24 protein-coding genes are annotated in these 25,404 nt (G+C 62.2%); 14 read left to right on the forward strand and 10 right to left on the reverse strand.

The window, feature by feature from the left end:
• Nucleotides 1-80: 80 nt before the first annotated feature.
• Complete coding sequence (locus C6Y62_RS14790) at nt 81-533, reverse strand: hypothetical protein (RefSeq protein ID WP_068464270.1); 453 nt, start codon at nt 531-533, stop codon at nt 81-83.
• Between the two features lie 202 nt (nt 534-735).
• Between C6Y62_RS14790 and C6Y62_RS14795 the strand changes: the two genes are divergently transcribed.
• The 5 genes from C6Y62_RS14795 (at nt 736) to C6Y62_RS14815 (ending at nt 3,696) form a co-directional block, all read left to right on the forward strand.
• The gene (locus C6Y62_RS14795) at nt 736-1,182 is read left to right on the forward strand and encodes a hypothetical protein (RefSeq protein WP_246274759.1); all 447 of its coding nucleotides are present in this window, start codon (nt 736-738) and stop codon (nt 1,180-1,182) included.
• A gap of 29 nt (nt 1,183-1,211) precedes the next feature.
• A complete protein-coding gene (locus C6Y62_RS14800; RefSeq protein ID WP_173954563.1) occupies nt 1,212-1,649 on the forward strand; it encodes a DUF1489 family protein in 438 nt (145 codons plus the stop codon).
• Between the two features lie 44 nt (nt 1,650-1,693).
• Nucleotides 1,694-2,803 (forward strand): pyridoxal phosphate-dependent aminotransferase, encoded by a 1,110-nt coding sequence (locus C6Y62_RS14805; RefSeq protein ID WP_173954564.1) that lies wholly within the window; start codon nt 1,694-1,696, stop codon nt 2,801-2,803.
• Nucleotides 2,804-2,998: 195 nt separating this feature from the next.
• Nucleotides 2,999-3,325, forward strand: a complete 327-nt coding sequence (locus C6Y62_RS14810) for a hypothetical protein (RefSeq protein WP_173954565.1) — start codon at nt 2,999-3,001, stop codon at nt 3,323-3,325.
• 197 nt (nt 3,326-3,522) lie between these two features.
• Nucleotides 3,523-3,696, forward strand: coding sequence for a hypothetical protein (locus tag C6Y62_RS14815; RefSeq protein ID WP_173954566.1), 174 nt, complete (start codon nt 3,523-3,525; stop codon nt 3,694-3,696).
• Nucleotides 3,697-3,780: 84 nt separating this feature from the next.
• Here the strand turns inward: C6Y62_RS14815 and C6Y62_RS14820 are convergent, their stop codons facing one another.
• The 3 genes from C6Y62_RS14820 to C6Y62_RS14830 all read right to left on the reverse strand — a co-directional run bounded on the left by C6Y62_RS14820 (nt 3,781) and on the right by C6Y62_RS14830 (nt 7,142).
• Entirely contained in the window at nt 3,781-4,641 is an 861-nt protein-coding gene (locus tag C6Y62_RS14820; RefSeq protein WP_246274761.1) for a DUF4846 domain-containing protein, read from the reverse strand.
• Between the two features lie 88 nt (nt 4,642-4,729).
• A complete protein-coding gene (locus C6Y62_RS14825) occupies nt 4,730-5,821 on the reverse strand; it encodes a hypothetical protein (protein WP_173954567.1) in 1,092 nt (363 codons plus the stop codon).
• A gap of 409 nt (nt 5,822-6,230) precedes the next feature.
• Entirely contained in the window at nt 6,231-7,142 is a 912-nt protein-coding gene (locus tag C6Y62_RS14830; protein WP_173954568.1) for a sensor domain-containing diguanylate cyclase, read from the reverse strand.
• A gap of 223 nt (nt 7,143-7,365) precedes the next feature.
• Here C6Y62_RS14830 and C6Y62_RS14835 point away from each other — a divergent pair, with 223 nt between their 5' ends.
• Nucleotides 7,366-7,683, forward strand: coding sequence for a hypothetical protein (locus tag C6Y62_RS14835; protein ID WP_173954569.1), 318 nt, complete (start codon nt 7,366-7,368; stop codon nt 7,681-7,683).
• A 100-nt stretch (nt 7,684-7,783) separates the two neighbouring features.
• On the opposite strand, the gene glnA is transcribed toward C6Y62_RS14835, so the two are convergent.
• The gene (gene glnA, locus C6Y62_RS14840) at nt 7,784-9,193 is read right to left on the reverse strand and encodes a type I glutamate--ammonia ligase (RefSeq protein WP_068464295.1); all 1,410 of its coding nucleotides are present in this window, start codon (nt 9,191-9,193) and stop codon (nt 7,784-7,786) included.
• A 102-nt stretch (nt 9,194-9,295) separates the two neighbouring features.
• Nucleotides 9,296-9,634, reverse strand: coding sequence for a P-II family nitrogen regulator (locus C6Y62_RS14845; protein WP_068464298.1), 339 nt, complete (start codon nt 9,632-9,634; stop codon nt 9,296-9,298).
• Nucleotides 9,635-9,858: 224 nt separating this feature from the next.
• Here C6Y62_RS14845 and C6Y62_RS14850 point away from each other — a divergent pair, with 224 nt between their 5' ends.
• From C6Y62_RS14850 to C6Y62_RS14860, 3 genes are all read left to right on the forward strand, one after another.
• Nucleotides 9,859-11,388, forward strand: a complete 1,530-nt coding sequence (locus C6Y62_RS14850) for an NAD(P)H-hydrate dehydratase (protein WP_173954570.1) — start codon at nt 9,859-9,861, stop codon at nt 11,386-11,388.
• 207 nt (nt 11,389-11,595) lie between these two features.
• Nucleotides 11,596-13,239, forward strand: coding sequence for a tetratricopeptide repeat protein (locus tag C6Y62_RS14855; protein ID WP_173954571.1), 1,644 nt, complete (start codon nt 11,596-11,598; stop codon nt 13,237-13,239).
• A gap of 382 nt (nt 13,240-13,621) precedes the next feature.
• Entirely contained in the window at nt 13,622-14,386 is a 765-nt protein-coding gene (locus tag C6Y62_RS14860) for a L,D-transpeptidase (protein ID WP_173954572.1), read from the forward strand.
• 437 nt (nt 14,387-14,823) lie between these two features.
• Here the strand turns inward: C6Y62_RS14860 and C6Y62_RS14865 are convergent, their stop codons facing one another.
• The 3 genes from C6Y62_RS14865 to C6Y62_RS14875 form a co-directional block, all read right to left on the reverse strand.
• Nucleotides 14,824-16,059 carry a DUF1134 domain-containing protein gene (locus C6Y62_RS14865; protein ID WP_173954573.1) on the reverse strand — a complete coding sequence of 412 codons (1,236 nt, stop codon included), beginning with the start codon at nt 16,057-16,059 and terminating at the stop codon, nt 14,824-14,826.
• A 75-nt stretch (nt 16,060-16,134) separates the two neighbouring features.
• Nucleotides 16,135-17,070, reverse strand: coding sequence for a polysaccharide deacetylase family protein (locus C6Y62_RS14870; RefSeq protein ID WP_173954574.1), 936 nt, complete (start codon nt 17,068-17,070; stop codon nt 16,135-16,137).
• Nucleotides 17,071-17,288: 218 nt separating this feature from the next.
• Nucleotides 17,289-18,035 (reverse strand): PRC-barrel domain-containing protein, encoded by a 747-nt coding sequence (locus C6Y62_RS14875; RefSeq protein ID WP_173954575.1) that lies wholly within the window; start codon nt 18,033-18,035, stop codon nt 17,289-17,291.
• A gap of 320 nt (nt 18,036-18,355) precedes the next feature.
• Here C6Y62_RS14875 and gyrA point away from each other — a divergent pair, with 320 nt between their 5' ends.
• The gene (gene gyrA, locus C6Y62_RS14880) at nt 18,356-21,211 is read left to right on the forward strand and encodes a DNA gyrase subunit A (protein ID WP_173954576.1); all 2,856 of its coding nucleotides are present in this window, start codon (nt 18,356-18,358) and stop codon (nt 21,209-21,211) included.
• 129 nt (nt 21,212-21,340) lie between these two features.
• Here the strand turns inward: gyrA and C6Y62_RS14885 are convergent, their stop codons facing one another.
• A complete protein-coding gene (locus C6Y62_RS14885) occupies nt 21,341-22,063 on the reverse strand; it encodes a Crp/Fnr family transcriptional regulator (RefSeq protein ID WP_173954577.1) in 723 nt (240 codons plus the stop codon).
• 321 nt (nt 22,064-22,384) lie between these two features.
• Here C6Y62_RS14885 and C6Y62_RS14890 point away from each other — a divergent pair, with 321 nt between their 5' ends.
• The 4 genes from C6Y62_RS14890 to C6Y62_RS14905 all read left to right on the forward strand — a co-directional run bounded on the left by C6Y62_RS14890 (nt 22,385) and on the right by C6Y62_RS14905 (nt 25,333).
• Nucleotides 22,385-23,116: an OmpW/AlkL family protein gene (locus tag C6Y62_RS14890; protein WP_246274763.1), complete on the forward strand. Its 732-nt coding sequence runs from the start codon at nt 22,385-22,387 to the stop codon at nt 23,114-23,116.
• A gap of 135 nt (nt 23,117-23,251) precedes the next feature.
• Nucleotides 23,252-23,800 carry a pantetheine-phosphate adenylyltransferase gene (gene coaD / locus C6Y62_RS14895; protein ID WP_246274765.1) on the forward strand — a complete coding sequence of 183 codons (549 nt, stop codon included), beginning with the start codon at nt 23,252-23,254 and terminating at the stop codon, nt 23,798-23,800.
• Between the two features lie 161 nt (nt 23,801-23,961).
• Nucleotides 23,962-24,507 (forward strand): peptidylprolyl isomerase, encoded by a 546-nt coding sequence (locus C6Y62_RS14900; protein ID WP_083509405.1) that lies wholly within the window; start codon nt 23,962-23,964, stop codon nt 24,505-24,507.
• A gap of 358 nt (nt 24,508-24,865) precedes the next feature.
• The gene (locus tag C6Y62_RS14905; protein WP_173954578.1) at nt 24,866-25,333 is read left to right on the forward strand and encodes a peptidylprolyl isomerase; all 468 of its coding nucleotides are present in this window, start codon (nt 24,866-24,868) and stop codon (nt 25,331-25,333) included.
• Nucleotides 25,334-25,404 lie beyond the last annotated feature (71 nt).

Genomic DNA, 25,404 nt, shown 5'->3' on the forward strand with positions numbered 1-25,404 from the left:
TGCAAAAGCGATGGTGGTCTAGCTTTTTGTGAGACCGATATTTCACGCTCCGGCCTGATAAGGACCGAAGCGATCATGGTCTAGTTCGTCGGTGCGGCTTTAAATGGCTCGGGGGTTGCGCCCGATGTGTCGGCCAACGCCGCCGCGATGTTGAATGTCTTGCAGTTCTTGCTGGCGAGGCGCTCGTTGTAGGCGTCCAGCATCGCCCGTTCGCGACTGTATTGCGCGTCGGGGTCCAGCCCTTCGCGCGTGCCGCCCCAGATCGGCGTTGTGACGCTGCGAATGCCACGGGCGATGGCTGAGGGTTGCGCATCGGGATTATAGCCGCGCAACTGCATGATGCGGATCTGCATGGTGCCGGTCAGCTTGCGGCAGTCGAAGCTGAGTTCCTCGGCGGTGAGCTGATAGCCGGGAGAAGGGGGAACCGAGCCTGTTACGATACTGTCAGCGGAAGCGGGTGGAATGTCGCTGGCCAGTGAGGGACCGGGTGCGGAAGGCGAGCCGGCGCATCCGCACAGAAGCGCGGTTGCCATCACGGCCAATGCCCGTATTCGTCCCAGCCGCATCATTCCCCCGCTCAGGGCCGTTTATCGCGTATTAATAGGGGCGGATTAAGGGCGCGCCTAGCGGCGCTGGGCCGCAATCCAATAGTTTTATGAACCGGTTGCTTAGCGCGAGGGGCCGGGCTTGAATGGCGCCGCTTCAAGGACGCACATCGGCGCGCGGGATGGGTATATGCACATCAAGACTTCTGTTTTCGGTCAGTCATTGCTGATGGGGCTGGCGCTCGCCATGATCCTGCCAGCGGCCGCCGGCGCTGAAAATGAGCCTGGCGGTTATGTGTGCACCTTCGCCAAGGGCACATCGTGGACCTTCGAAAACGGTGCGTTCAAGGACAAGGCGCCCGAGGCGATGGGCTTCACCATTGCCGACATCGATCTCGAAAAGCAGTCGGCCAAGTTGCAGGCGGATGGAGCGGCAGCGCCGGGCGAACTGAAGATCGTGCGCGCCATCAACGCCAATCACTTCCTTGAGGTCGTCAACGAAGGCTTCCTCAATCTGACGACCGTCTACGACAAGGACGAGACCAGCGGCGTTTATCCGGCCGTCCATTCGCGCCATTTCGGTGTGTTGGGCCAGCCGGTGATCGCGCAGTACACCGGCAGCTGCACCGCGAAGTGAGCGTCGGACGGTTCCCTGGAGCGTGACGGGTGGCTCTGCATCTCATCAAGCTGTGCGTTGGCGTCGACAGCATTGAAGAGCTGGCCGACTGGCAGCAGGCGCGCGTGGCGGAGCAGAAGGGCAAGGGGCTGCAGCCCCGCATTGTGCACTCAACCTTCCAGTCGCCGAAGCGCGATGCCGAGTTGCTGGATGGCGGCTCGCTGTACTGGGTGATCAAGGGCACGGTGCAGGTGCGCCAGCGTCTGCTGGGACTGGAAGCGGGCACGCGGCCCGATGGCCGGGCTGCCTGCCACATCCTGCTCGATCCGGAACTGGTGCCCGTGCGTCCGGTGCCACGCCGTGCCTTCCAGGGTTGGCGCTATCTTGCCGCCGATGATGCGCCACCTGATCTCGCTGCATCTGGCAGCATCGACGACGATATGCCGGATGCCATGCGACGGGAGCTTGCGGCGCTGGGCTTGCTCTGAGATCTAGGTGCAGCATCCATCCGATTTGCGGAGCACGCACCACCATGGCCAAGCCGCGCCTGACCCCGTTGATTGAAAGCCTGCCCGCCATGGTGCCGTTTGTCGGCCCGGAGGCGCTGGTGAGGGCACGCGGGAAGCCGTTCCGGGCACGCATCGGCGCCAATGAAAACGTGTTCGGTCCATCGCCGCGCGCCATCGCTGCGATGGCGGAAGCGGCTGCCGGCAACTGGATGTATGCCGATCCGGAAAGCTTTGAACTGCGCGAGGCGCTGGCCCGGTTCCACGGTGTTGATCGCGCGAACATCGTGGTGGGAGAGGGCATCGACGGCCTGCTGGGCTTGACGGTGAAGCTGACAATTGACCCCGGCGACACGGTTGTGACGTCCAACGGCACCTATCCGACATTCAACTTCCATGTGGCAGCGGCCGGTGGCCGTCTGGTGCGGGTGTCCTATCGCGATGACCGGCAGGATCTCAGCGCGCTGCTCGATGCCGCCATCGCCGAGGATGCGCGCCTGCTCTACGTGTGCAATCCGGATAATCCGATGGGATCGGTCTGGCAGGCCGACAAGCTGCAGGAGCTGATTGCGGCGTTGCCGGACGGGCTGCTGCTGTGCCTCGATGAAGCCTATTGCGACACTGCCACGGCGATGCAGCCGCTAGCTTTCGATGTCAGTAATCCGCAGGTCATCCGCATGCGCACGTTCTCAAAGGCATACGGGCTGGCGGGCGCGCGCATCGGCTATGCGGTGGGGGAGGCAGGGCTGATCGCGCAGTTCGAGAAGGTGCGCAATCACTACGGCATCAACCGCGTTGGCCAGATCGGCGCGCTGGCGGCGCTTGGCGATCAGGCATACCTGGCCGATGTCGTCGGCCGCATTGACCGTGCGCGCGGCATGCTTGGCGACATCGCGCTGCGCAACGGATTGCAGCCGCTGCCGTCGGGCGCCAACTTCGTTGCGATGGATTGCGGTCGCGATGGTGCCTATGCCCGGCGGGTGCTGGACGGATTGCTGGCGCGCGATGTGTTTGCCCGCATGCCGGGGACGGCGGGGCTGGATCGCTGCATCCGCGTGAGCTGCGGCACCGACGCTGATCTCGACGTGTTCGCAGCGGCGTTGCCGCAGGCGATAGCCGATGCCGATGCGGAGTGATGAGCACGGGGATTGTGATGAGCGCAGCGGACTGCAAATCCGCGGTCTGACGCTGCAGCTTCATGCGGTGAGTGTGTGACGGGGTAATGCTGCGGTTGCAACCTGTGCGGCTGTCGGCGGGATTGGCAAAACCTTAAGTCGGAGCGGGCATTATGCGCCGTCCCGTCTGAAGCCTCGCCGACAAAAAGGCCCGCCATGCACGAACAGCTGCTTGAATACTCGTCCTGGTCCTTCCAGCTCGCATTTGTCATTATCGTTCTTTATCTGGTGCTTGGCCTGATCAAGCCGTCGCTGGTGCTGGCCGCGAAACGGTCGACCGTAGTGGTGGTGTCGGTGATTGCGATGCTGCTGGCTGCGACGGCGTTCTATGTTGCGGTTCGCCCGCTGGATAACGTTGGCCCGCAGCCGCCGGCGGCCGACATCATTCCTGAGCCCGCACCTGCGCCGGCTGAAGCTGATGCGCCGGCACCGGCCGATCACGATCACACCGCACCGCAGGAACCCGCTGCGCCACAACAGTAATTTACGGCTTCCCGCCGACCTGCCTGACGACGCTGGCGCGTGGTTTGACCACGCCCAGCCTGATGCGCGTCAAGCAACTGTTGTGCTGGTCACGATTCTATTGATACTGCTTCTCACTTGGGGAACGGGGAGGCTCTGCGTCAGCGCCCCGAAAAGAAGCCGGCACAGCCCGGCGAACGAATGGGAGAGAAGCGATAATGAGCGGGACCTTGGGATTTCTTGTCGGCGTGGTGCTGATCGTTGTTGGTCTGGGCGGCCTTGGTTTGGCGCTGCATCAGATGATGATCGACGCAACGGTGCAGGGTCCGATAGCCGGTGGCCTGGTGACATTTGTTGCGGCCGCCTTCGCTTCGCTGCTGATCATTCGTTGATCGCATAGGCCGCTTGCGGCTGGTTGCGGCGCGCTCCCACAGTGATGGTGGGAGAGCGTGCGCCGCTGTGCTGTGGGCGTTTGCTCAGGGCCAGCGCCGCAGCGACTGACGCGAGAACGTCCATTCAGGCGTAATCAATTCGCCGTCGAAGGCTGCCGGATACCACGGTGAGCCATCGGCGGCGTTTTCGTTGGCGGGGCGATCGGCGGCAGAATTATTGGCCGTTGCGCCCACCATGTGCATGTTCCGCAGCACATGGATGTTCTGCGCCGGCATATAGCTTTGCAGCAGCAGGAAGCGCTTTTCGCCGGTGCCAGGATTTTCCACCATGTCGGCCACCAGCACGGCGTGCCCCGGAAAGCCGCCTTTTATGAACACGTCGCCGATGGCGATTTCGGCCAGCGGAACGGGCTTCAACTCGCGCTCCAGCGAGTAGGTGCCGGCATAGGCAAACACATAGTCCATGTATTTGCGGAATGACGGGTAGCCCTGGTCGTTCCGGGCGGAAAAGGCGAGGGGCTTGCCTTCGGTATTGTTGAAGCGGATGTCGCGCTTGCGCCCCTGCCCAAACAGCCATTCGCCACGCAGGCGCATGATGGCATCGGCGCATTGCTGCAGGTCGCGCTTGCCGACATCGATATCGATCACCGCCGCGTGCACATCCTGCCGCCATTTGTTGGCGCCGGTGAAGGTTTGCACCGGCGTGCCCGGCGGCTTCATCGGCAAACCGCGCAACCATGTGGCCCAGCTGGCAGCAGGAGCAGGCACTCGCACGAAGCCGGCAGGTGGTGGAACAGCTTGCGCGAGTGTTGTCGCGTCAGCCGTGTGCGGCCAGGCAAAACCCGGCGCTGCAATGGTGGGTGCTGAGGGCGTCAGTGACGCCAGCATCAGAGTGGCGAACAGGGCGAAGCGGCATGGCGTTGGATACTGCATGGCATGTTGCATGCAGCGTTCCTGTGGCATGGCCAAGGCGATGCGCAGATGCCGGGACCATGGGCGAGCGGCAGCAGTCACAACGCAGACGCAGACGCGATCAACGGTTGTAAGAGAATGCCTGCGAGTGCCAGGTGGTGGCGTACATCTGCTGAGCCCAGGCCGGTGCGCGCTGCGCCAGATGCGCGTTCGTCACTTTCTTTTTGCGCTGACGCTTCACCTGATGCACCGGCGTGCGATAGGCGCGAATTGCGCCGCGCTTGCGGCTTGAGCGGGCATGACGCCGGTCGTCGTCGTCATCATCCGATTTTGCGCTGGTATCGCGGCGCGATTTTCTTTCGGCGGCAGCATCAGCGTTATTTTCGGAGGCTGCAGCGTGATCGGAACCGGCGCTGTCGTCGTGGCTATCTGCCAGCGCGGCGACAGTGAGCGGCGCTTCCGGCAATGCGTCGGCTGCTGCCGGTGTTGATTGAGCCGACGTTACATCGGCAATTGCTGCTGTGCTTTGAGGGGCAGCGGCTTCGGCATGGCGCGCTTGGGTCGTGGGCGCGGCCGCAGGTTCGCGGTCGGTGGCGTCAATGCCCTGCGCTAGCGATGCGGTGACAGTCGGCTCGCGTTCCTTCAACGGGCGATCGCTGGCAAGAAACGCCAGATCGTCCGGCGAGGCGGGCGGATAGGGTGGGGCAGCGCCGCTGTCGCGCGTGTCAATGAAGGCCGCGTTCTGGATGTAGTCCATGCGATCGAGATCCGCCTGCTCAAACGGCGTTGAGCATGCGCAACTCGAAGGTCCGGAAAGAACCGCGACGGCAAGTCCACCGATGAGCAGAACCGAGAGGAAGCCGCTGGTCCGCAGGCGCCCACCACCGGCAACCGCAAGCGATGCGATCGCTGAACCGTGCAGGACAATCCGCTCGCGTATGGCAGAAATGGCAGGTTCCAGGCGCTCGGCTGTCACGGGTGCAGCGTCGCGGAACCGCTCCAGCAGCCATGAGGGAGTGCCGCCCAGCCGGTCAGCCAGCCGTTCCATCCAGTTCGCGGCGCGCTGCGGTTTGGCGGAAGCGAGCACCCGGTAGCCGCCAATCGTCGGCTGCGCGCCTGCATAGCTGCGCAGGGCGGCAAACTGATCGAGAACCTGCAGAAAATTTTCCGCCGGGTCGATGCTGTCACGATCCGAGGACGTGTTTGCCCGCATGGCGTTACTCCGCTTGCTGTCCCGCTGTCTCTGCTTTTGAATGGATCCATGACCCGTTCAGCCAGGAAACAGCGTCTGTTGTGCCCCCACGATCACGCAAATACTCAACTGTCAGGGCGCAGATCCCTGAATAATCGCAACAAAAGTGCGATCTGCATTCTTAAGCTGGCACGCATATAGTGAATTTTTTCCAAATATTATGGATAGATACGGCTAACGGTTGATATGATGTTTTAGCCATAAGTCCGGGGCCTTAGCGGGCCAAGAAATGGCTCAGAATGCGGAGGAATGCGCGTAGGTGGCCGGGCGCGGTCGGCCGATTACCTGCCCATGTTGGGTGCATCGGCGCGGGCTCAGAGGCCGGCGGCCGGTTCTCTGGAGGGAGTCCGCTGGGCTCAATGAAAAAAGCTCAGGCGGCCATCGGTTTCTTGAACCACTCCCAGCCACCTTTGCGGTCGACCTTGCGGCGGTACAGCGCCTCGTCGGCGCACTTGAGCAACGAGCGCAGGTCTTTGCCGTCCTGCGGGGCCAGACTGGCGCCGATGCTGGCGCCGACGGTTGCCGGTCGCGACATCAGATTCATGGGACGCGTCAGTTCGGTCTGGATGCGCCAGCAGACCTGCTCGACCTGATCGGGAATTTTGAGACCGCTCAGCAACACGACAAATTCGTCGCCGCCCATTCGGCAAACAAGGTCGCCGCTGCGGACACTGTCCGTGAGGCGCTTGGCGACAATCTTCAAGGTTTCGTCGCCCGCGTCGTGACCCAGCGTGTCGTTGATGGCTTTGAAGCCATCAAGGTCGATCAGCAGCATGGCGGTGAGGTCTGGATCGGGATTGGCCGTGATCCGCGCCCAATGCTGTTCAAGCGCGCGGCGATTGGGGAGGCCGGTGAGGGGGTCTTCAAGTGCGACGCGGCGCAGTAGCGTTTCGGTGCTGCGCTGCTCCGATATGTCTTCAAACAGCGCTATGGCGATATTCAGATCGTGAAGCAGGATGCCGCGGATCTGCGCGGTCTTCACGCTGCCATCGGCACACAGAATATCGACTTCAGTTTGATCGATGTCGGAAACGCCATTGTTGCTGTTGGTCCAGACGTTGCCCCACTTTTCCTTCGAGATCTCGCGATCTTCCGGACGCGGATAGGCGCGAACGATCCAGTCGGTAATGGTGTCGAATTCCGACGCCTTGTAGCCAAACGTCTTGGTAAACGCATCGTTCATGAATTTGATGCGCTCGTCGTCGAGGCTCGCCCAGGACACCGGCATTGGAAGGGCGTTGAGAATCGCGAACAGATGTTCTTTTGAAAGAGTGAGAGGCATTGACGCTCGATAACTCCGCTAATTGAGGAGATCCGATTGCGCTTATTATTGTTGGAGCGCCGGCAGCCTTAAAATTATTCTAGGCCAATTGCGTATCGATGAATCTGATCAAGTCGCATTTAAATAGCCGGGCAGAATGCGGGGGCTGTGGCCCGGCATGGTTAAGCTATTGTTGAAACCCGCACCGCTATTCTCCGACCGAGTGTTACCTCGCAGGTGGTCGATGCGGTCTGTTTTGAATCTGATTTCGTTGCTGGCGGTAGGGCTGATAATGGCCGCCATCATCATGGCTGCACCGGCCGACACAACGCGCGGCGCGGAGCTGATGCAGTTTTTTGATCGCTTCGATTTCGCGGCGCCGGGATTGGATTATCGCTCTGTGCTGGCTGGTCTGGCGCTGGGTGTCGTGATCGCGCTGATCGCCCGGATTTCCTGGGTGGACATCGCGCGCCGCACCGCCGGATGGATCGCCAATCAGGCGCACCGGCTACTTCTGCTGGGCCTGGCGGCCATTCTGATCGGCGTCATCATCTACGTATAAGCGGCCTGAACGCGGTCATAAAAAAAACCGGACATAAAAAGAAGGCCCGGAATTGCTTCCGGGCCTTCTTACGTATTTGCAACCTGACGGTCGGCGCCTGTTACAGCGAGTAGTACATGTCGTACTCGACCGGATGCGGCGTCATTTCATAGCGCTGATTTTCAGCCATGCGCAGATCGATGTAGGCGTCGATCATGTCGTCGCTCATCACGCCGCCAGCCTTGAGGTAATCGCGGTCGGCGTCGAGGGAGTCGAGGGCTTCACGCAGGCTGCCGCACACGGTCGGGATGCTGGCAAGCTCAGCCGGCGGCAGGTCGTAAAGGTTCTTGTCCATCGGGTCGCCCGGATTGATCCGGTTGAGGATGCCGTCGATGCCAGCCATCAGCATGGCCGTGAAGGCCAGGTACGGGTTGGCCATCGGGTCGGGGAAGCGCACTTCGAAACGCTTCGCCTTCGGGCTCGATACGTGCGGGATGCGGCACGAAGCGGAGCGGTTGCGCGCCGAGTAGGCGAGCAGCACGGGGGCCTCGTAGCCCGGCACCAGACGCTTGTAAGAGTTCGTCGTCGGGTTGGTGAAGGCGTTGAGCGACTTGGCGTGCTTGAGGATGCCGCCGATGTAGAACAGCGCGTTCTCCGACAGGTCGGCATAGCGGTCACCAGCGAAGGTCGGCTTGCCTTCCTTCCAGATCGACTGGTGGACGTGCATGCCCGAACCGTTGTCGCCGAACACAGGCTTCGGCATGAACGTAGCCGACTTGCCGTAGGCCTGGGCGACCATGTGCGTCACATACTTATAGATCTGCATGTGGTCGGCGATGGTGACCATCGGGCCGAACTTGATGCCGAGTTCGTGCTGGGCAGCGGCCACCTCGTGATGGTGCTTTTCAACCGAAACGCCCATTTCAACCAGCACCGAGATCATCTCGGAACGGATGTCCTGGCAGCTGTCGATCGGCGGCACCGGGAAGTAACCGCCCTTCATGCGCGGACGGTGGCCGAGGTTGCCCATTTCATACTGGGTGCCGGTGTTGGTCGGCAGCTCGGTAGAGTCGACGCGGAAGCCGGTGTTGTACGGGTCGGAGGTGAAGCGCACGTCGTCGAAGATGAAGAACTCGGCTTCCGGGCCCATGAAGATGGTGTCGCCCAGACCGGTGGACTTCAGATAAGCCTCGGCCTTCTTGGCGATGCCGCGCGGGTCGCGGTCATAGAACTGGCCGGTGGAAGGCTCGTGCACGTCGCAGAATACGGCGAGCGTCGACTGGGCGAAGAATGGGTCAATGTGGGCGGAGCTTGCATCCGGCATCAGCAGCATGTCGGAGGATTCAATGCCCTTCCAGCCGCCAATCGACGAACCGTCGAAAGCATAGCCATCGGCAAACACATCCTCGTCCACCGTCGAGGCGTGCGCAGTCACGTGCTGCATCTTGCCCTTGGTGTCGGTGAAGCGGAAATCGACAAACTTGACGTCCTTATCCTTGATCGTCTTCAGGACATCACTCACGGTCTGCATGGGAGTTCCCCTATTTGAGTGCCGTTTTGACGGCGTCTTCAGTGCGTTTGATGGATGAACGGGCGCTGGCTGCCCGGTTCGTCGGGATAGTCGGGATACGGGTTAGATCGCGTCGCCGCCGGTTTCGCCGGTGCGGATGCGGATGGCGGTGTCGATCGTCGAGATGAAAATCTTGCCGTCGCCGATGCGGCCGGTTTTGGCGGCCTTCTGGATTGCCTCGACCGCCTTGTCGACGAGTTCGTCGGCGAGGACGACCTCGATTTTCACTTTCGGCAGGAAGTCCACGACATATTCGGCGCCGCGGTACAGCTCCGTATGCCCTTTCTGGCGACCGAAGCCCTTCGCTTCGAGTACGGTGATGCCTTGCAGGCCGATTTCCTGCAGGGCTTCCTTCACTTCATCGAGTTTGAATGGCTTGATGATCGCTTCGATCTTCTTCATGACCCTTGGCCCCTTCGCGTTATGTCATTTCCAGCAAGGGCGGCTTGCGTGAACGGCCAAGAGTTAGCACGGTGCGTGCCAGTTCAAGCGCCATGTAAAAAATGCTGAAAACACAATCTGTTATGTGTTTGCTTCGGCAAGCCGCGGTCAAAAACAACGGCATGAGTGCCTATCAAACAGGCATCGTGCATGAAAAGTAGTCAGAGCCGGTGACCAACACTTTAATGTCGATGCAAGGCGCTCATTCCTTGGGCGGCGGACGCAGCCAAGGTGTGCTTTTGAGCACCGAAGAGATGGGCCGTGCCGACCATCTGGCGGTGGAACTGGGCGTGCCAAGCCTGACGCTGATGGAAAACGCGGGTGCGGGCGTGGCGGAGCAGGCCCGGCTTTTGCTCCCGGGTGGTGCGGGGCGGATAGCGGTGTTGTGCGGGCCCGGCAACAACGGTGGCGACGGCTTTGTCGCTGCCCGGCTGTTGCAGGATGCCGGATTGGAAGTTCGGGTTGCGCTGCTGGGCAATATGGCGGCGCTCAAGGGCGATGCCGCCGAAATGGCCGCGCGCTGGGCGGGGGAGATCGTCCCCCTCACGGCGGACGCAATTGCTGGCGCCGACCTGATCATTGACGCGCTGTTCGGCGCCGGGCTGGACCGGCAGGTCACCGGCACCGCTGCGGAGGCGATCGCGGCGCTCAATGGTTCTGTTGTCCCGGTGCTGGCGGTGGACGTGCCGAGCGGCCTTGATGGCAATACCGGGCAACCGCTTGGCCCGGTTGTGCGCGCTTCCCATACGGTCACCTTCTTCCGCCGCAAGCCGGGGCATCTGCTGATGCCGGGGCGGGCGTTGTGTAGCGGCGTGACGGTGCATGATATCGGCACGCCGCCGGAGGTGCTGGACCGGATCGCCAGCAAAACCTGGGCGAACGGCCCGGACCTTTGGCGCGATGCGTTTCCGTGGCCAAGGCTTGAGGGTCATAAATACGGACGCGGCCATGCGTTGGTTGTGTCGGGAGCTGCGGCGCACACGGGAGCGGCCCGGCTCGGGGCGCGCGGTGCGCTGCGGGCTGGCGCGGGCCTGGTGACGCTGGCCAGTCCGGAAAACGCCCTGATCGTCAATGCTTCGCAGCTCACCGCCGTGATGCTGCTGCCGTTTTCAGGTCCGGAAGGTCTGTCCGGCATTCTGGCCGATCGGCGCAAGAACGCTGTGCTGCTGGGTCCGGCGCTGGGCGTCGGCGAGGAAACCCGCGCGCTGGTTGAGGCCGCTCTGGCCGCCGGTGCGGCCACAGTTCTCGACGCCGATGCGCTGACATCTTTCGCCGGCCATCAGGCCGAGCTGTTTGCCGCCATCGCCAGCATTGCCGAGCGGCCCGTGGTGCTGACACCGCACGATGGCGAGTTCCAGCGGCTGTTCCCCGATCTAGTCTCCGCAGCCAAGCCGGAACGGGCGCGACAAGCGGCGGCTCGGTCCGGTGCGGTCATCGTGCTGAAGGGGCCGGACACCGTGATCGCCGCGCCCGATGGCCGTGTGGCGATCAATGATAACGCGCCGCCATGGCTGGCAACGGCCGGGGCGGGTGACGTGCTGGGCGGTTTCACCGTCGGTCTGCTGGCGCAACGGATGCCGGCGTTCGAAGCGGCCAGCGCGGCGGTCTGGCTGCATGGCGCGGCTGCAGCGGCGTTCGGGCCTGGGCTGATTGCGGAGGATCTGCCTGACCGTCTGCCGCAGGTTTTGCGCGGCTTGATCGATCCGGTGCCCTGAGACGCATACGAAGCACCAATCCGGCGCCACAATCGCCGCCTATTTGTCCTGAAAGGCTTGGCGCGATGCTATCGGCGCGCTGGAGCCTTGCACCGTTTCGTGCTTCTTGTCGGAAAACCGGTTCCCACTTTTCCGGAAGCACTCTAGTCTGGATTCGATGGGCGGCGCTTGGCTGCCGGTGGCACAATCTCGATCTGCGAGAGGCGAATGTTTCGACGGGCCCTGATGGCTTGCGCCCTGTTGCCTGCTGTTGGCGCTGGCGCTCTGGCCGCTCCGGCGGAAACGGGTTTGAAGGCGCAGGACGCCGCCACAGCGTTGGTGCGTGGCGATGCCGGTCAGGCCGTTGTCGGTTACACGGACGCACTGAAAGATGCCGGGCTGACGAACGATCGCCGGGCCACGCTGCTGAACGATCGCGCCGTAGCCTATGCGCGCCTTGGCCAGACCAAGCTTGCGATTGACGATTTCAATCGGGCTGCGCAGCTTTTTCCCGAATATGCGGCGATCTACAACAATCGCGGCAATCTGCTGCTGGCGCTGGGCTATACCGAAGAAGCCATCAAGGATTTCAACCGCGCCATCGTGCTGGCGCCGGGTTATGCGGCTGCGCTGTCCAATCGCGCCGGTGCGCTGGCCAAGGACGGCGACCACAGCGAGGCTCTGCGCGATTACACCGCCGCCGTGCGCCTGATGCCGCAAGCTGCAGCTCCGCTGGCTGGTCGCGGGCGGGTGCACATGGCAGCGGGCCGGCCCCATGCCGCCATCCGTGATTTTTCCCGCGCCGTGACGTCCGATCCGCGGTTTGCGGCGGCCTATCGCAATCGTGCCGAAGCCAAGCTCGACATTCTGCGTATGGGCGATGCGATCGAGGATCTGTCCCGCGCCATCGCCTTCGACGTCAGCAATCCGGAACTATATCTGCTGCGCGGGCAGGCCTATCTTGCCTCGGACAACGCAGCGGCGGCGCTGAAGGACTATTCGCACGCCATCACGCTCGCCCCGGCCATGGCGCGCGGCTATGCCGAGCGGGGCCTCGCTTACGGCCTGACCCAGTCGTTTGATCTGGCGTTCGCCGATCTCAACCGGGCGATTGAGCTTGATCCGCGCGGGGCGCTGGCGTTCGCCTATCGCGCGGTCGTCTACAAGATGAGCGGGCAGACGGATGTCGGCCTGAAGGATGCCGAGACGGCGGCCAAGATCGATCCCGATGGCGCGGAAGTGTTGTGGGCCAAGGCGGAGATCGAGGAAGCGCAGGGCCGCGTCGAGCTGGCGGTGGCCGACTACAAGAAGGCGCTGGCGGCCAAACCGCGCCTGAAGCTTGCGTCCGATGCGCTGACGCGTCTGGGTGCCGATGGCGCCGATGCGGAAGATCGCGAAATTGCTGACGCAGGGGTCGACGTCTGGCGGGTGGTGCAGCGTGGCTCGCAGTTTTATGCGGTGAGCGAGCGCTACCGCCGCCTTCGCATTCCGCTGGAAATGGCCGGTGCGGGTACGCCCAAGCTGCTGGAATTCGAAATCAAGAAGCCGCCGCTGCGCGGCATTGCCATCCTGCGGTTTTCCGCCGGTGCGATAGCCAGTGAGACCGGGCCGGCGCCGACGGAGCAGGTAGCTATCCTCGATCTGCAGGCCAACTCGGTGATCGGCATCGAGCCGCACCGTGAAGGCGACAAGGTCGCGAACTGGACCTGGCAGAACGACCGCGTCGTGGTGGCCAGTGTGGACGGCGCGACGGACGAGTTCATGCTGCGCAACGCGCAGGTGCGGGCGGCGGAGCAGGAGCAGCGTCGCCAGAGGCGCCAGCAGCAACAGCGAGCCAAGCCGAAGACGTTCTTCCAGTTCCTGTTCAACTAATTTTGATCGTCGCGAATTTAGCGACCTGCTCGCCCGCGGGCAGCAACGCGCGTGTGCGTCAGCCCGATTGCCTTCGGCGCCGGATCGACTGTCAAAGTGCTGCAACAGGGCTACAGCAATCGCGGGAAATGCCGCCAGCAATGGTGAATTGCAGGGTGAGCGGTTGAGCTTGGCTGTCAATCAAGGAATGCTGGCGTGGGTAGGGAGCTGCAACTTTCGCGGGCCCGCAGTGTAGTTGACCGAGGCCCGCAGGTGCTCTGCGGTTAACATGCGTTCTGCGCATGAGACGATAAACAGCGGTCAGAATTAAGCTTTCTGCATCATTCACCATCTATTCTGGTGCGAGGCTTTGAGTGTTCAGTTTCAGGAGTAGGTGAGAGCAATGCGTTCGGTTGCGGCAGTGTTTGCGGTCCTCGCGGCTGTGAGTGTGGTTTCAACAGCATCAGCGGCCCCGGAAATGCAGGTTGCCGCTGCTGATCCGGTTGAAGCGATTGATGCGGTGCGCCCGGATGTTCAACATCAGGCGCTTGATGCGGCCCTGCCTCCGGCGGTTGCGCGGGATGGCGAGGATATTGCGGAAGCACCGGCAGCAGCATTGCCACCTCCGCAGCCGACGCTGTTTGCGTCGATCGATCTCGGCAAGCAGACGATGACCGTCTCCGACAAGAACGGCGTCATCGCGAGCTGGAAGATTTCATCCGGTCGTCACGGCCATCTGACGCCTACGGGCACCCACACGCCGCACTACACGGCGCGGATGCACTACTCGAAGCAGTATTACAATTCGCCGATGCCCTATTCGGTGTTCTTCAATCGCGGCATCGCCGTGCATGGCACCAACGATCTGCGCAACCTTGGGCGTCCGGCGTCGCACGGCTGCATCCGGTCCCACCCGAAGAACGCCAAGGTGTTTTACGATCTGGTGCAGAAGCACGGTCGCGAAATGACCCGCGTGACGGTGCACGGCAAGGTGCCAGCTTCGTCGGCTCCGGCGGTGGCCCGCAAGCAGCAGCAACAGCGTTACGCCCAGCCGCAGCAGTGGAACGGTGGCGGCCTGTTTGGCTACTCGCAGCAGGCACCGAAGGCGAAAACCAAGGCCAAGAGCAAGCAGAAGCAGCAGTACGGCGGCGGCGGTCTGTTCTGGTAAGCGGCTGCTTCGCCCGCCCTGCTAGAAGGATGCTCTGTTGGGGCCGCGCATGATACTTCGGCCGATCAAAGGTTGAAGCTGGCGCGGATCCCGATCTTCTTTTCTGGCGCTCGGCGGAACCCCTTCGGGGAGCCGGCCGCCGAGCGCGTATGTCGGCAAGACGATTGGCGCGAGACCATGATCGCTTCGGACCCTATCCGTACGAAGCGTGAACCATCGGTCTCAGGAAGCTTCCATGATCGCGCTTCAGCCGGGCAGTGGCGGCGGCCAATATCAGGTGCCAGTACCGACCACACCCGGCGTACTTCTGACCTGCGCGGGCGAAAGCGCGGGGCAACGGCTTTCGGAAAGCAGTAGAATTTCAGAAGCGGCCGCAGTAATTGCGTCCGCCGCTTCCCCTCATTTGCAAAGGTGGATCGGCGTCGATGGGCCCGTTCTTAGAACGGATTCCAAGTCGGGCGCGGCGTGAAGCGGATGTAGCCGATGCTTGCACCCAGACGCAGGCCGAGGCCGGTGCGGATCGGCGCCATCATGACCTGGCCGCCCTTCAGGAACGTGATGCCCACGCCGCCAATCAGATAGGCCGAGCCGTCGATGCCGGTGAAGTGGCGATAAAGATCGTCGGGCTGATGCACGCGGTAGATCAGGAACATCGTGCGCGAGCCGGCGGCGCCGAAGTCGGTGCCGATCGAAGGCCCGTGCCAATGGATCTTGCTGCTGCCGCCCGAGCGCATGTAGAGCGTGCCACTGCCATAGCGCACACCGGCCAGAAACGCGCCGCCGCCTTCGGTGCCCAGCACGTAGCCGGATGGGCGGCCCGCGCTCGAGAACGCGTATTCGATGACGCTGCCAAGCTCGGTGGAGATGGTGCCGAAGAAGCCGCGCGTGATCTCGCGGATTTCGTCGATGTCGTAGCCCTGTTCCTCCGGCGGCAATGGCTCCAGCATCGCAAGGCCGGCACTGGGCTCCATCGTTGGCACGGATGGCCCAACGCGCAGCGTGTCCAGCGCGTGCGGCGTTTGAGGCGTGGTTTGCGCCGCCCAGTTCTGGGCCTTGGATTTTGCGACTGGCTTGGGCGGTGCGCCCTGTTCGGCAGTCGGGGCTGTTGTTGCGGCAGGCGTTTCGGTTGCGCGCGGTGCGGCTGGCGCCGGTGAAGCTGCAGGTGTTTGGCCGGCTGCAACCTTTTTATCGCCGGCGGCGCCGCCGGCGATCGCGGCATCGAGCTTTTCGAGCGTGTAGCTGGACTTCGCCTTCATGACGCCGAGCAGCTCAAGCCCGGCAGCCTCAAGCTCAGTCAGCTTGCTGCAATCGAGCGGGGCGTTCTCGGGCGGGCGGCCCAGCATGTCGATCTTGGTGATCAGATCCTCGGCATCGGCATCGAGCTTTTCCGTGCGCGCATCGCGCAAAGCACTGAGTGCCTTTTCCTCGCTGTCGGCCTCGTTCCAGCCGCGCTTGGCGCCGAGCTGGCGGATCTTGTCCTGGATCTTCGGCAGCACTTCACCGTTGAACGTCCGCAGCGATGCGCCCGAGCGATCCACCGCAGCGGCAAAATCGTCAGCCGAGCAGGTAGCTGCTGCGGTCTGCTGCTGGGCGTAAGCCGGCAGCGGTACGGCCAGGCTGAAAAGCAGGGCCGCAGCCGTAGCAGTGATTGCAGTGAGATTTCGGGGCAGCATCGCGACGCCTGTGATTAGCTTTGTCGGTTCACCGGCGCCGTGAGCTTGCGTGCAACGTGATCGTGGCGTCGCCGATTATTCGCCGTCGATCGTCTTGATAACGGAGTTCATGGGCCGATCCGTCAGCACCGTGGGCATGCCCTTCATGTCCTTGGCGACCAGCTCGTCATACTCCGGCAGGGTCTGGATAGGATCTTTGGCCGTCATGTGCACGATCTTGTAGCCGCCAGCCTTAAGCTGCTTCAGCAGGTCAGGCATTGCTGCCGCCGTATGGGGCTGGATGTCGTGCATCAGCAGGATGCCTTTGCCCTGCTTATCCAGCGACGCCATGATCCGCTTCACCAGGGCTTTGGCCGTGCCGCCCTTATAGTCGAAGCTGTCGATATCGGTTGAGAACACGGCCACATTGCGGTCCGCCAGGTACTGCAATGTGTCATTGGAGTGGCGCAAAAATGGGAACCGGAAAAACGACGCCGTAGGCCCATTGACGGCGCGCCGGATGACGCTGAACGAGCGCTCGATTTCTGCCTTGGCCTCGTCGAGCGGAAGCTTCGACAGATCCTTGTGGTTCATGGTGTGGCCGCCGATGGTGTGGCCGCTCTTGGCGACTTCGGCGAGGATGTCGGGATATCCGGCGGCAACCTTGCCGACCGAGAAGAAGATCGCCTTCGTGCATTCGGCGTTCAGCGCCTTGAGGATGGCCGTGGTACGATTGGGCAGTGGGCCGTCGTCGAAGGTAAGAACAACTTCCTTGGGCTGCAGGAAGTCATACATCTTGTAATGCTGGAAGCCGAAGCCGGGCGCGCCCGTGGTGTCGATCTGTACCGTGCGCGAAACGCCTAGCGGATTGGGATTGCCGGGGCACTCGGCCTGCGGCTTGGCGCTGCTGGCGGGTGCAGCAGCTTCGACCTGCGTCGCTGCTTCATCGGCACCGTCCTGCGCATACGCGCCCATGGCGAGCGGCGTACACAGAAGTGCAGCGATGATTGCCTTGCTGACGGTCGAGCGCATTCAAACCTCCCCCGGAAACTTTGCCAACTTCTGATCTGATTCTCAGTTGTTAGCCGCAAATCTGCCGGTTAGCGGTGCGCGCTTGCAAGGAGTTTGTCTGCTCTACCGCAGATTTCACCGTCTTCTGTGGGTTAAATGTTTGCGATGGATGTCGCCGGGGCAGGGTGGATGCGTGATCTGCGAGGCAGGTCACGCATCCGATGTTCTGAGCGCTGAGTTTATGGCGCCGGTGTTGTCGGAGCGTCTGTTGCCGGCGCTTCCGTTGCTGGCGTTTCAGCTGGAGCGGCCGGAGCTTCCGCCGGGGCAGCCGGTGCAGGCTGTTGCGTAGCTGGCGGCGTCGCGGCAGGTGTTTCCGTCGGGGCCGCCGGAGCGGCTTCGGTTGCCGGCGTTTCGGTAGCAGCTGGAGCAACAGCCTCCTTGGCCGCGTCATATGCCTTCTTGGCCGCTTCGCCAGCGCGTTCCATCGCCGGGCCGGCTTCTTCCTTGGCCCGCTCGTAGGCGTCCTTGGCGGTTACGGTGCCTTTGTCAGAAAGCTCCTTGGCCTTTTCGATGGCGCGATCCATCAGCGACTTCGCTGGCTGCTTGCGCTGGAATTCCGGCAGAGCGTCCAAAGTTTCTTTGGTGGCCTGCGGCAGAGAGACGTTCACGAGACCGTTCTCGTGCTTGATGACGAGGGCGGGCAGCGCCACGGCGATGCGCTTCTCACCGAAGCCGGCAAAACCGCCGACGCCCATGATGACGCCTTCAACCTGATTGTCGCCATTGAGGATCAGATCCTCGATGTCGCCAATGATGGCGCCATCGCCGTTGTGCACCTTGGCGCCGAGCAGAAGATCTCTGGCGAGGTACTGATTCTCGCCCTGAGCGGTGAGAAACCCATCCTGGGGAGCGGGGGCCGTCTGGGCCAATGCCGGCAGGGTCCAGAAAACCGCTGCGGCCGCCAATCCCAACACGCCTTTGTGCATCAAAATCTCCTTCGCTATGGGGGCCGGATGCCGTGTTTTGCAGCATTCGGGCGCTGCGGTTGATTAACCAACGCGCGCGATTAGGCATGTAAACCCTACATGTGGCGTCCACAAGTCAGCCCGAATGCGGGGGCGAAGGAATATGTGGGTTCACGTAAGTCACTGAAACGGCGTTATAAATTATCCTAAGGCGGAAAAGTCGCGAGACGTTGCGCGCATTGCTTTCACGCTGGCCGATGGGGTATCATTGCGCCGAATTTCTATGCCGATGCGCACCTTTAGCGGTGCGCCTCTCGCCCTGAAGCGGATAGCAAACCACAGTGGCCGATAACACCGACGACAAGACGCCCGGCAAGCCCGAGCCGAGCGATATTCGCCCTATTTCGATCTCCGAAGAGATGAAGCGCTCATACCTTGAGTATGCGATGAGCGTTATCGTCAGCCGTGCGCTGCCCGATGTGCGCGACGGCCTGAAGCCGGTGCACCGCCGCATCCTGTATGCAATGCAGCGCCTCGGCCTCGACTGGAACAAGAAGCATATGAAGTCGTCCAAGGTCGTGGGCGACACGATGGGCGACTTCCACCCGCACGGCAACCTCGCCATCTATGATGCGCTTGTGCGTCTGGCGCAGGATTTCTCCATGCGCGTGCCGTTGATCGACGGCCAGGGCAACTTCGGCTCGGTGGATGGCGATCCGGCCGCTGCCGAACGTTATACCGAAGCGCGCCTGTCGAAGATTGCGCAGTACCTGCTCGACGATCTCGACAAGGAAACGGTCGACTACAAGCCCAACTACGACGACCGTCTGCTTGAGCCGTCGGTGATGCCGGCGAAGTTTCCGAACCTGCTTGTCAACGGTGCGGGCGGCATTGCCGTCGGCATGGCGACGAACATCCCGCCGCACAATCTGGGCGAGGTGATCGACGCGTGTCTGGCCCATCTCGACAATCCGGAAATCACGATCGATGAGCTGTGCCAGATCATCCAGGGCCCGGACTTCCCGACCGGCGCGCTGATCATCGGTCGCCACGGCATCCTGTCGGCCTACCACAAGGGCCGCGGCTCGATCCTGATGCGGGCGAAGGTTGAGGTGGAGGAGATCCGCAAGGATCGTGAGGCGCTGATCGTCACCGCCATCCCCTATCAGATCAACAAGAAGACACTGATCGAGAAAATCGCCGATCTGGTGCGCGAGAAGCGCATCGAGGGCATTGCGGACATCTGGGACGAAACCAACCGCGAAGGCATGCGCATCGTCATCGAGCTTAAGCGCGATGCGGTTGCGGATGTGGTGCTGAACCAGCTCTATCGTTATTCCGATCTGCAGACGACGTTCGGCGCCAACATGCTGGCGATCAACGGCGGCCGCCCCGAGCAGTTGCACCTGAAGGACATCATCGAAGCCTTTACGCACTTCCGCGAAGAGGTGGTGAGCCGGCGCACGAAATACCTGCTGCACAAGGCGCGTGACCGCGCGCACGTGTTGGTGGGCCTCGCCATTGCTGTCGCCAACATCGATGAAGTCATCAGGCTGATCCGGTTTGCGCCGAGCCCGGCCGTTGCGCGCGAACAGCTGATGGAACGCGCCTGGCCGGCAATGGACATCACGCCGCTGGTGGAGCTGATCGCCGATCCTCGCCACACGGTTTCCAGTGATGGCACCTACCGCCTGTCGGAAGAGCAGGCCAAGGCCATCCTCGAGCTGCGCCTTGCCCGCCTTACCGCTCTGGGTCGCGATGAAATTGGCGATGAGCTGAAAAAGCTGGGCGAAGAGATCAAGGAATATCTCGCCATTCTCGCTTCGCGTCTGCGCGTGGTGGAAATCGTCAAGGGCGAGCTGACGGCGATCCGCGATGAGTTCGCTACGCCGCGCAAGACCGAGATCCTCGACATCGAGGGCGACGTTGACGACGAAGACCTGATCCAGCGCGAAGACTGCGTCGTTACCGTTTCGCACAAGGGTTACATCAAGCGCGTTCCGCTCGGCACCTATCGGGCGCAGCGCCGTGGCGGCAAGGGTCGCTCTGGCGCCGGCACGCGCGATGAAGACGTTATCACGACGCTGTTCGTGGCCTCGACGCATACGCCGGTGCTGTTCTTCTCATCGCGCGGCATGTGCTATCGCATGAAGGTGTGGCGCTTGCCGGCGGCAACTCCGCAGGCGGTGGGCAAGGCGCTGGTGAACCTGTTGCCGCTGGCGCAGGGTGAAGTCATCACGTCCATTCTTCCGCTGCCGGAGGATGCCGAGACCTGGGGCACGCTGCAGCTTGCGTTTGCCACGCGCTCAGGCCGGGTACGTCGCAACGCGCTGACCGATTTTGAGAGCATCAATCGCAACGGCAAGATCGCGATGAAGCTGGACGATGGCGATTCCATCGTATCGGTGAACATCTGCACGCCCGAAAATGACGTGCTGCTGACAACCGCCAAGGGCCGTTGCATCCGCTTCCTGCTGGAAGATGAAGTGCGTCTGTTCAAGGGCCGCGATTCCGATGGCGTGCGCGCCATCAGGCTGGATGATGGCGACAGCGTCATTTCGATGACGGTGCTGACCCACGTCGATGCCGATGCTTCCGAGCGGACGGCCTATCTGAAGCAGGCCAACATGCTGCGCCGTGCGCAGGGTGATGATGTCGCTGACGATGCCGTCGAGGTGGTCGAGAACGATGCTGAAGCGGATGCGGAAGAGGAAGTGATCGAGGGCAACGCCGAGCTGACACCGGAGCGCTTTGCGGAGCTTTCGGCCAAGGAGCAGTTCCTGCTTACCGTGTCGGAGCGTGGCTTCGGCAAGCGTTCGTCGTCGTATGAATATCGGACCTCGGGGCGTGGCGGCAAAGGCATCGTCGCTATGGTCATGAACGAGCGCAACGGGCCGCTGGTGGCGTCGTTCCCGGTCGCCGATACGGATCAGATCATGCTGGTGACGGATGCCGGACAGCTGATCCGTTGCCCGGTGCATGACGTGCGCATCGCCGGCCGCAATACGCAGGGTGTGCGCATCTTCAGAACCGACGCTGACGAAAAGGTCGTTTCGGTTGAGCACATTCCGGACGACGGCAGCGAGAACGACGACGACAACGGTGAAACGGGCGGCGATAACGGTGGCCCCAACGCCAACGATGATGGTTCTGCTGCTCCGCCGACGGGCGATACGCCTCCACCCGCAACGGAATAAGCGGGCGGGGATAGGCTGTCGCCAGCCGAGTTCTGCACGGCTCGTTGTGACGGGATGAAAACAAAAAAGCGAAGGCTGGGGCCTTCGCTTTTTTCATTTCAGTGTCGGATCGGGCCGCTTGCTGGCTGCTCAGCCAAGCGTGGGCGTGTGAAGCGCCTGCAGCGTCGTCGCGATGGGGCTAGCTGCACACAGCTCTTCCCAATTGGGCAGCAATATCTGTCCGCTGCCGAGATGGATCAACAGGCCACGGGCGCGGAACCGCGACGTGATGCGGCTCAGCGTATCTGGATTGAGCGCCAGATAATCGGCGATGTCGGTGCGCGAGAGCGGATTGTCGATGCCGATGCCGGCAGCACCGCGCAGGCCGATGCGCAGCCCCAGTTCGATCAGCAGCGAGGCGAACCGTTCGTCGCCCGAGAGGGCGCCGATGATGGAGGCGTGCAGCGATGCGCGTGCATGCTGTTCGCCAAGGCGGCGTTGCATGCTGGCATTCTGGTCGGCGTTGGCAGTGAGCAATGCCTCAAAGCCGCGCGCAGGCAAACGCCAGACCTCGGAGACATTCAGCGCCGTCAACGTCGCGTGAGGAAGCGGCGGCATGTTTGAACGGCGAATAATGTCACCGGGATAAAACAGCTCCAGCAGCTGGCGAGGCTTGCCCGCGATAGCAGCCTCGATTCCGAGCAGGCCTGAGCGTACGATATAAACTGTATCGGGCGTCGGCTGATCGAGCGCCAGGCGTTGACGCCTGCGCACCCGCACGGGCGTTGCGTGCTCGCGAAGAGCGGCGTCAGTTCCTGTCAGCCGTGCGACCGGCAACTCGCCAGCGCGATCGCGGTTTACGGTTTCGGACATGGCGTTTTGTAAAATCATGGTCATGCGCGGACAGTGTCCGTGCAAAGGCGCAAGTTGGCTTTGATCGCCGTCAAAGGGCTTCGCGCCTTGGTGAATCGGGAAGTGGCCACGCCGCCGCAGGGGGTTTTGATCCCGATCAACGGATTTGTTGCGGTCTCACCACAGCGCTGTCCGGAGCGTACACCGGGCTGACAGGCATCAGCTTGAGGCTTCGATAAGCGATAGGAAAAACGCGCGGTTAGGACGAACGCTCGCTCACGATGGGCCGATGAGTCGTGACGCGATGCGCAGATGGCCCCGTTTGGAATGGGGGACGGAATAATGGGATTGAAGGCTTTGATGCTCGGCGCCGCCACGATGGCGACAGTGGCTGCTGCCTCGCTGGCGACAGTGATCGCCGGGGCGATGCCGGCTGAAGCAGGCGACAACACCGGCAACTTCATGGTGCGCGTGCTGGCGACCGGAGTGCTGCCCGATACGGACGCGGGCGCTATTTCAGTGAATGGCGTGCCGACGTTTGCATCCGGCAGCCTTGATGTGCCGAACGAGATCATTCCGGCACTGACGCTGTCGTACTTCTTCAACAAGAACGTGGCGCTGGAGTTGTTCTGCTGCTTCGCGAACCTCGATGTCGATGGCAAGGGCGCGCTTGCGGGCACTGACATTGCTTCGACGTGGATCTTCCCGCCGGCGCTGACGCTGCAATATCACTTCGATCCGGTTGCCGGTCTGAAGCCCTATGTCGGCGCCGGCGTTCAGTACATCGCCTTCTTCGATACCAAATCGAAGGCGCTGGGCGGTTCGATGGATATCGATAACGCCTGGGGCTTCACGCTGCAGGCTGGCGTTGACGTCGAAATAGGCCAGGGCTGGTATCTCAACGCCGACGTGAAAAAGACGTGGCTCGATACGTCGTGGCAGATCAATACCGGCGGCAACGTCCTGTCGGGCAACATTGATGTCGATCCGTGGATCGTCAGCGCGGGTCTGGGCTACCGCTTCAATCTTGAGGACATTTTCGGCGCACGCACTGCTGAGGTGCCGCTGAAGTAACGCTTTTGGCGTTGGTTGTGCGCGTTGATTACCGTCGTTGCTGAGAGACGGTTGACTGGGTGAGCGGGGCTGTTGCAGTGCCCTGGCTCACCCTTTTTTGTGTGGGCCGGTTGTTCAAAGTCGCGTCGGCGCGATATGACTGTTGTGGGCGTGCGCGCCACCGCGAACAACGGAACACAACAGGCCATGGAACGCATCGGTTTTTATCCCGGCTCCTTCGACCCGGTGACGTTGGGACACACGGATATCATCGCGCGTGCGTGCCGGCTGGTTGATCGCCTGGTGCTGGGCGTCGGCACACACGATGCAAAGCGCCCGATGTTTTCGCCCGATGAGCGCATCGGCATGCTGCGCGGCGATGTTGCATCGATCGCGGCACGAACCGGCACAACGATCGACATCGTCACGTTCGGCGGCCTCGCTGTCGATGCAGCGCGTGAAGCGGGCGCGCAAGTGATCGTGCGTGGACTGCGCGATGCCACCGACTTCGACTACGAGATGCGGATGGCGGGCATGAACGGCGAGATGGCGCCGGATGTCGAAACCGTCTTCATTGCGGCAGGGCCTGGGGTGCGCCATGTCGCTTCCAGTCTGGTGCGCCAGATTGCACTGATGGGCGGCAACGTTGCGCCGTTCGTGTCGGCGGCCGTGGCGCAGAAGCTGGCGCAGCGGGTCGGCGGTTAACGCTTGCTGAACCATATGCGCGGCGACACAGCGCTGGAACATGCTCCGTCGATGTCTGCCGCAGCGGGAAGTTGCGCGGCCGGTATGAAACGCTAAGAATGCGCGGCCGGCCGCCTGGAGCTGCCAGCGAGACCTTTGGCAGCGAGCGGAGAAACAGCGCCATGCGAATGTACAAGTGTCTGGCCGTAGCGGTTTGCATGATGGCCGGAGCGGCCTTGACGGGGCAGGCCAACGCCGCAGGTTCGGAAGATATTCTCGTCATCGAGACGAAGGACGGCAACGTGCTGGTGCAGCTGCGTCCGGATCTGGCGCCCAAGCATGTCGAGCGCGTCAAGCAGCTTGCCAAGGAAGGTTTCTACGATGGCGTTAAATTCCATCGCGTGATCGACGGCTTCATGGCGCAGACGGGCGATCCCACCGGCACCGGCATGGGCGGTTCGAACCACCCGGATCTGCCTGCAGAATTTTCGAAAGAGCCATACAAGCGCGGCACGCTTGGCGCTGCGCGCACGAGCGATCCCAACTCCGCCAACAGCCAGTTTTTCATCTGCTTCACCGACGACGGCTGCTCGTTCCTCACCGGCCAATATACGGTGTTTGGTCAGGTGATTGAGGGCATGGACAACATCGACAAGGTTGCCAAGGGCGAGCCGCCGGCCAACCCCGACACGATGAAGAAAGTCTATCTGCAATCCGACGCGAAGTGATCGCGCCGTTGATACTGATGCTGTGATTGAGGGCCGTAGCGATCGATTGCTGCGGCCCTTTTTGCTTTTTATGGCCGTATTGCTGGTCGATAGGGTGTGTCGCGTCGCGATGCTAAGGGTGGGCTCTGTTCCCGCAGCGTGCCGTCATTGGGCTATTCGCCCATGCAGGCGCAATAATCGCGATCTGTTGCGCAACCCTAGTGGCAGGTAATGCGTTGTCTTCTCCGGTCTTTGCAGGCGGCACGTGCTGTCTCACCTGCGCTGGCATTCGCCATTGCAGTGGCTGCGGTTCAGGTTTAAGCCCTGCCACGAACCTTTCCCCCCAACAGATCAATCAGAAAAGCAACGGAGACCTTCCATGGCAGCCGATCCGGAAAATACGCTGATCATCGAAACCACGAAGGGCCGCGTCGTGATCGAACTGCGCCCCGACCTTGCCCCGCAGCATGTCGAGCGCATCAAGCAGCTGGCCCGCGAAGGCTTTTACGATGGCATCGCGTTCCATCGCGTGATCGACGGCTTCATGGCGCAGACCGGTTGCCCGCACGGCACTGGCACGGGCGGCTCCGAGTATCCGAACCTGCCGGCTGAATTCAACGCTGAGCCGCATGTGCGCGGCGTGTGCTCGATGGCCCGTGCCCAGAGCCCCAACAGCGCCAACAGCCAGTTCTTCATCTGCTTTGATGATGCAACCTTCCTGGATCGCCAGTACACGGTGTGGGGCAAGGTGATCGAGGGCATGGAGAATGTCGATCAGATCAAGCGCGGCGAGCCGGTGCAGGATCCAGATCGCATGGTCTCGGTGAAGGTTGGCGCTGACGCCTAAGTGCTTCCGGAAAAGTGGTCACCGGTTTTCCGATAAGAAGCACGACCAGAAGAGTGCTTCCGGAAAAGTGG

The sequence above is a fragment of the Hyphomicrobium sulfonivorans genome, from assembly GCF_013306565.1.
GTDB classification, from domain to species: domain Bacteria; phylum Pseudomonadota; class Alphaproteobacteria; order Rhizobiales; family Hyphomicrobiaceae; genus Hyphomicrobium_A; species Hyphomicrobium_A sulfonivorans.

Bases quoted from the DNA above. Each gene is read 5' to 3' on its own strand.
- C6Y62_RS14790 (WP_068464270.1), bottom strand. From the start codon at position 533: ATGGCAACCGCGCTTCTGTGCGGATGCGCCGGCTCGCCTTCCGCACCC.
- C6Y62_RS14835 (WP_173954569.1), top strand. From the start codon at position 7,366: ATGCGGTCTGTTTTGAATCTGATTTCGTTGCTGGCGGTAGGGCTGATA.
- C6Y62_RS14815 (WP_173954566.1), top strand. From the start codon at position 3,523: ATGAGCGGGACCTTGGGATTTCTTGTCGGCGTGGTGCTGATCGTTGTT.
- C6Y62_RS14825 (WP_173954567.1), bottom strand. From the start codon at position 5,821: ATGCGGGCAAACACGTCCTCGGATCGTGACAGCATCGACCCGGCGGAA.
- C6Y62_RS14805 (WP_173954564.1), top strand. From the start codon at position 1,694: ATGGCCAAGCCGCGCCTGACCCCGTTGATTGAAAGCCTGCCCGCCATG.
- C6Y62_RS14905 (WP_173954578.1), top strand. From the start codon at position 24,866: ATGGCAGCCGATCCGGAAAATACGCTGATCATCGAAACCACGAAGGGC.
- C6Y62_RS14885 (WP_173954577.1), bottom strand. From the start codon at position 22,063: ATGTCCGAAACCGTAAACCGCGATCGCGCTGGCGAGTTGCCGGTCGCA.
- C6Y62_RS14845 (WP_068464298.1), bottom strand. From the start codon at position 9,634: ATGAAGAAGATCGAAGCGATCATCAAGCCATTCAAACTCGATGAAGTG.
- coaD (WP_246274765.1), top strand. From the start codon at position 23,252: ATGACTGTTGTGGGCGTGCGCGCCACCGCGAACAACGGAACACAACAG.
- C6Y62_RS14860 (WP_173954572.1), top strand. From the start codon at position 13,622: ATGCGTTCGGTTGCGGCAGTGTTTGCGGTCCTCGCGGCTGTGAGTGTG.
- C6Y62_RS14795 (WP_246274759.1), top strand. From the start codon at position 736: ATGCACATCAAGACTTCTGTTTTCGGTCAGTCATTGCTGATGGGGCTG.
- C6Y62_RS14890 (WP_246274763.1), top strand. From the start codon at position 22,385: ATGGGATTGAAGGCTTTGATGCTCGGCGCCGCCACGATGGCGACAGTG.
- C6Y62_RS14900 (WP_083509405.1), top strand. From the start codon at position 23,962: ATGCGAATGTACAAGTGTCTGGCCGTAGCGGTTTGCATGATGGCCGGA.
- C6Y62_RS14865 (WP_173954573.1), bottom strand. From the start codon at position 16,059: ATGCTGCCCCGAAATCTCACTGCAATCACTGCTACGGCTGCGGCCCTG.
- C6Y62_RS14870 (WP_173954574.1), bottom strand. From the start codon at position 17,070: ATGCGCTCGACCGTCAGCAAGGCAATCATCGCTGCACTTCTGTGTACG.
- C6Y62_RS14855 (WP_173954571.1), top strand. From the start codon at position 11,596: ATGTTTCGACGGGCCCTGATGGCTTGCGCCCTGTTGCCTGCTGTTGGC.
- glnA (WP_068464295.1), bottom strand. From the start codon at position 9,193: ATGCAGACCGTGAGTGATGTCCTGAAGACGATCAAGGATAAGGACGTC.
- C6Y62_RS14820 (WP_246274761.1), bottom strand. From the start codon at position 4,641: ATGCAACATGCCATGCAGTATCCAACGCCATGCCGCTTCGCCCTGTTC.
- C6Y62_RS14850 (WP_173954570.1), top strand. From the start codon at position 9,859: ATGTCGATGCAAGGCGCTCATTCCTTGGGCGGCGGACGCAGCCAAGGT.
- C6Y62_RS14830 (WP_173954568.1), bottom strand. From the start codon at position 7,142: ATGCCTCTCACTCTTTCAAAAGAACATCTGTTCGCGATTCTCAACGCC.
- C6Y62_RS14810 (WP_173954565.1), top strand. From the start codon at position 2,999: ATGCACGAACAGCTGCTTGAATACTCGTCCTGGTCCTTCCAGCTCGCA.
- C6Y62_RS14875 (WP_173954575.1), bottom strand. From the start codon at position 18,035: ATGCACAAAGGCGTGTTGGGATTGGCGGCCGCAGCGGTTTTCTGGACC.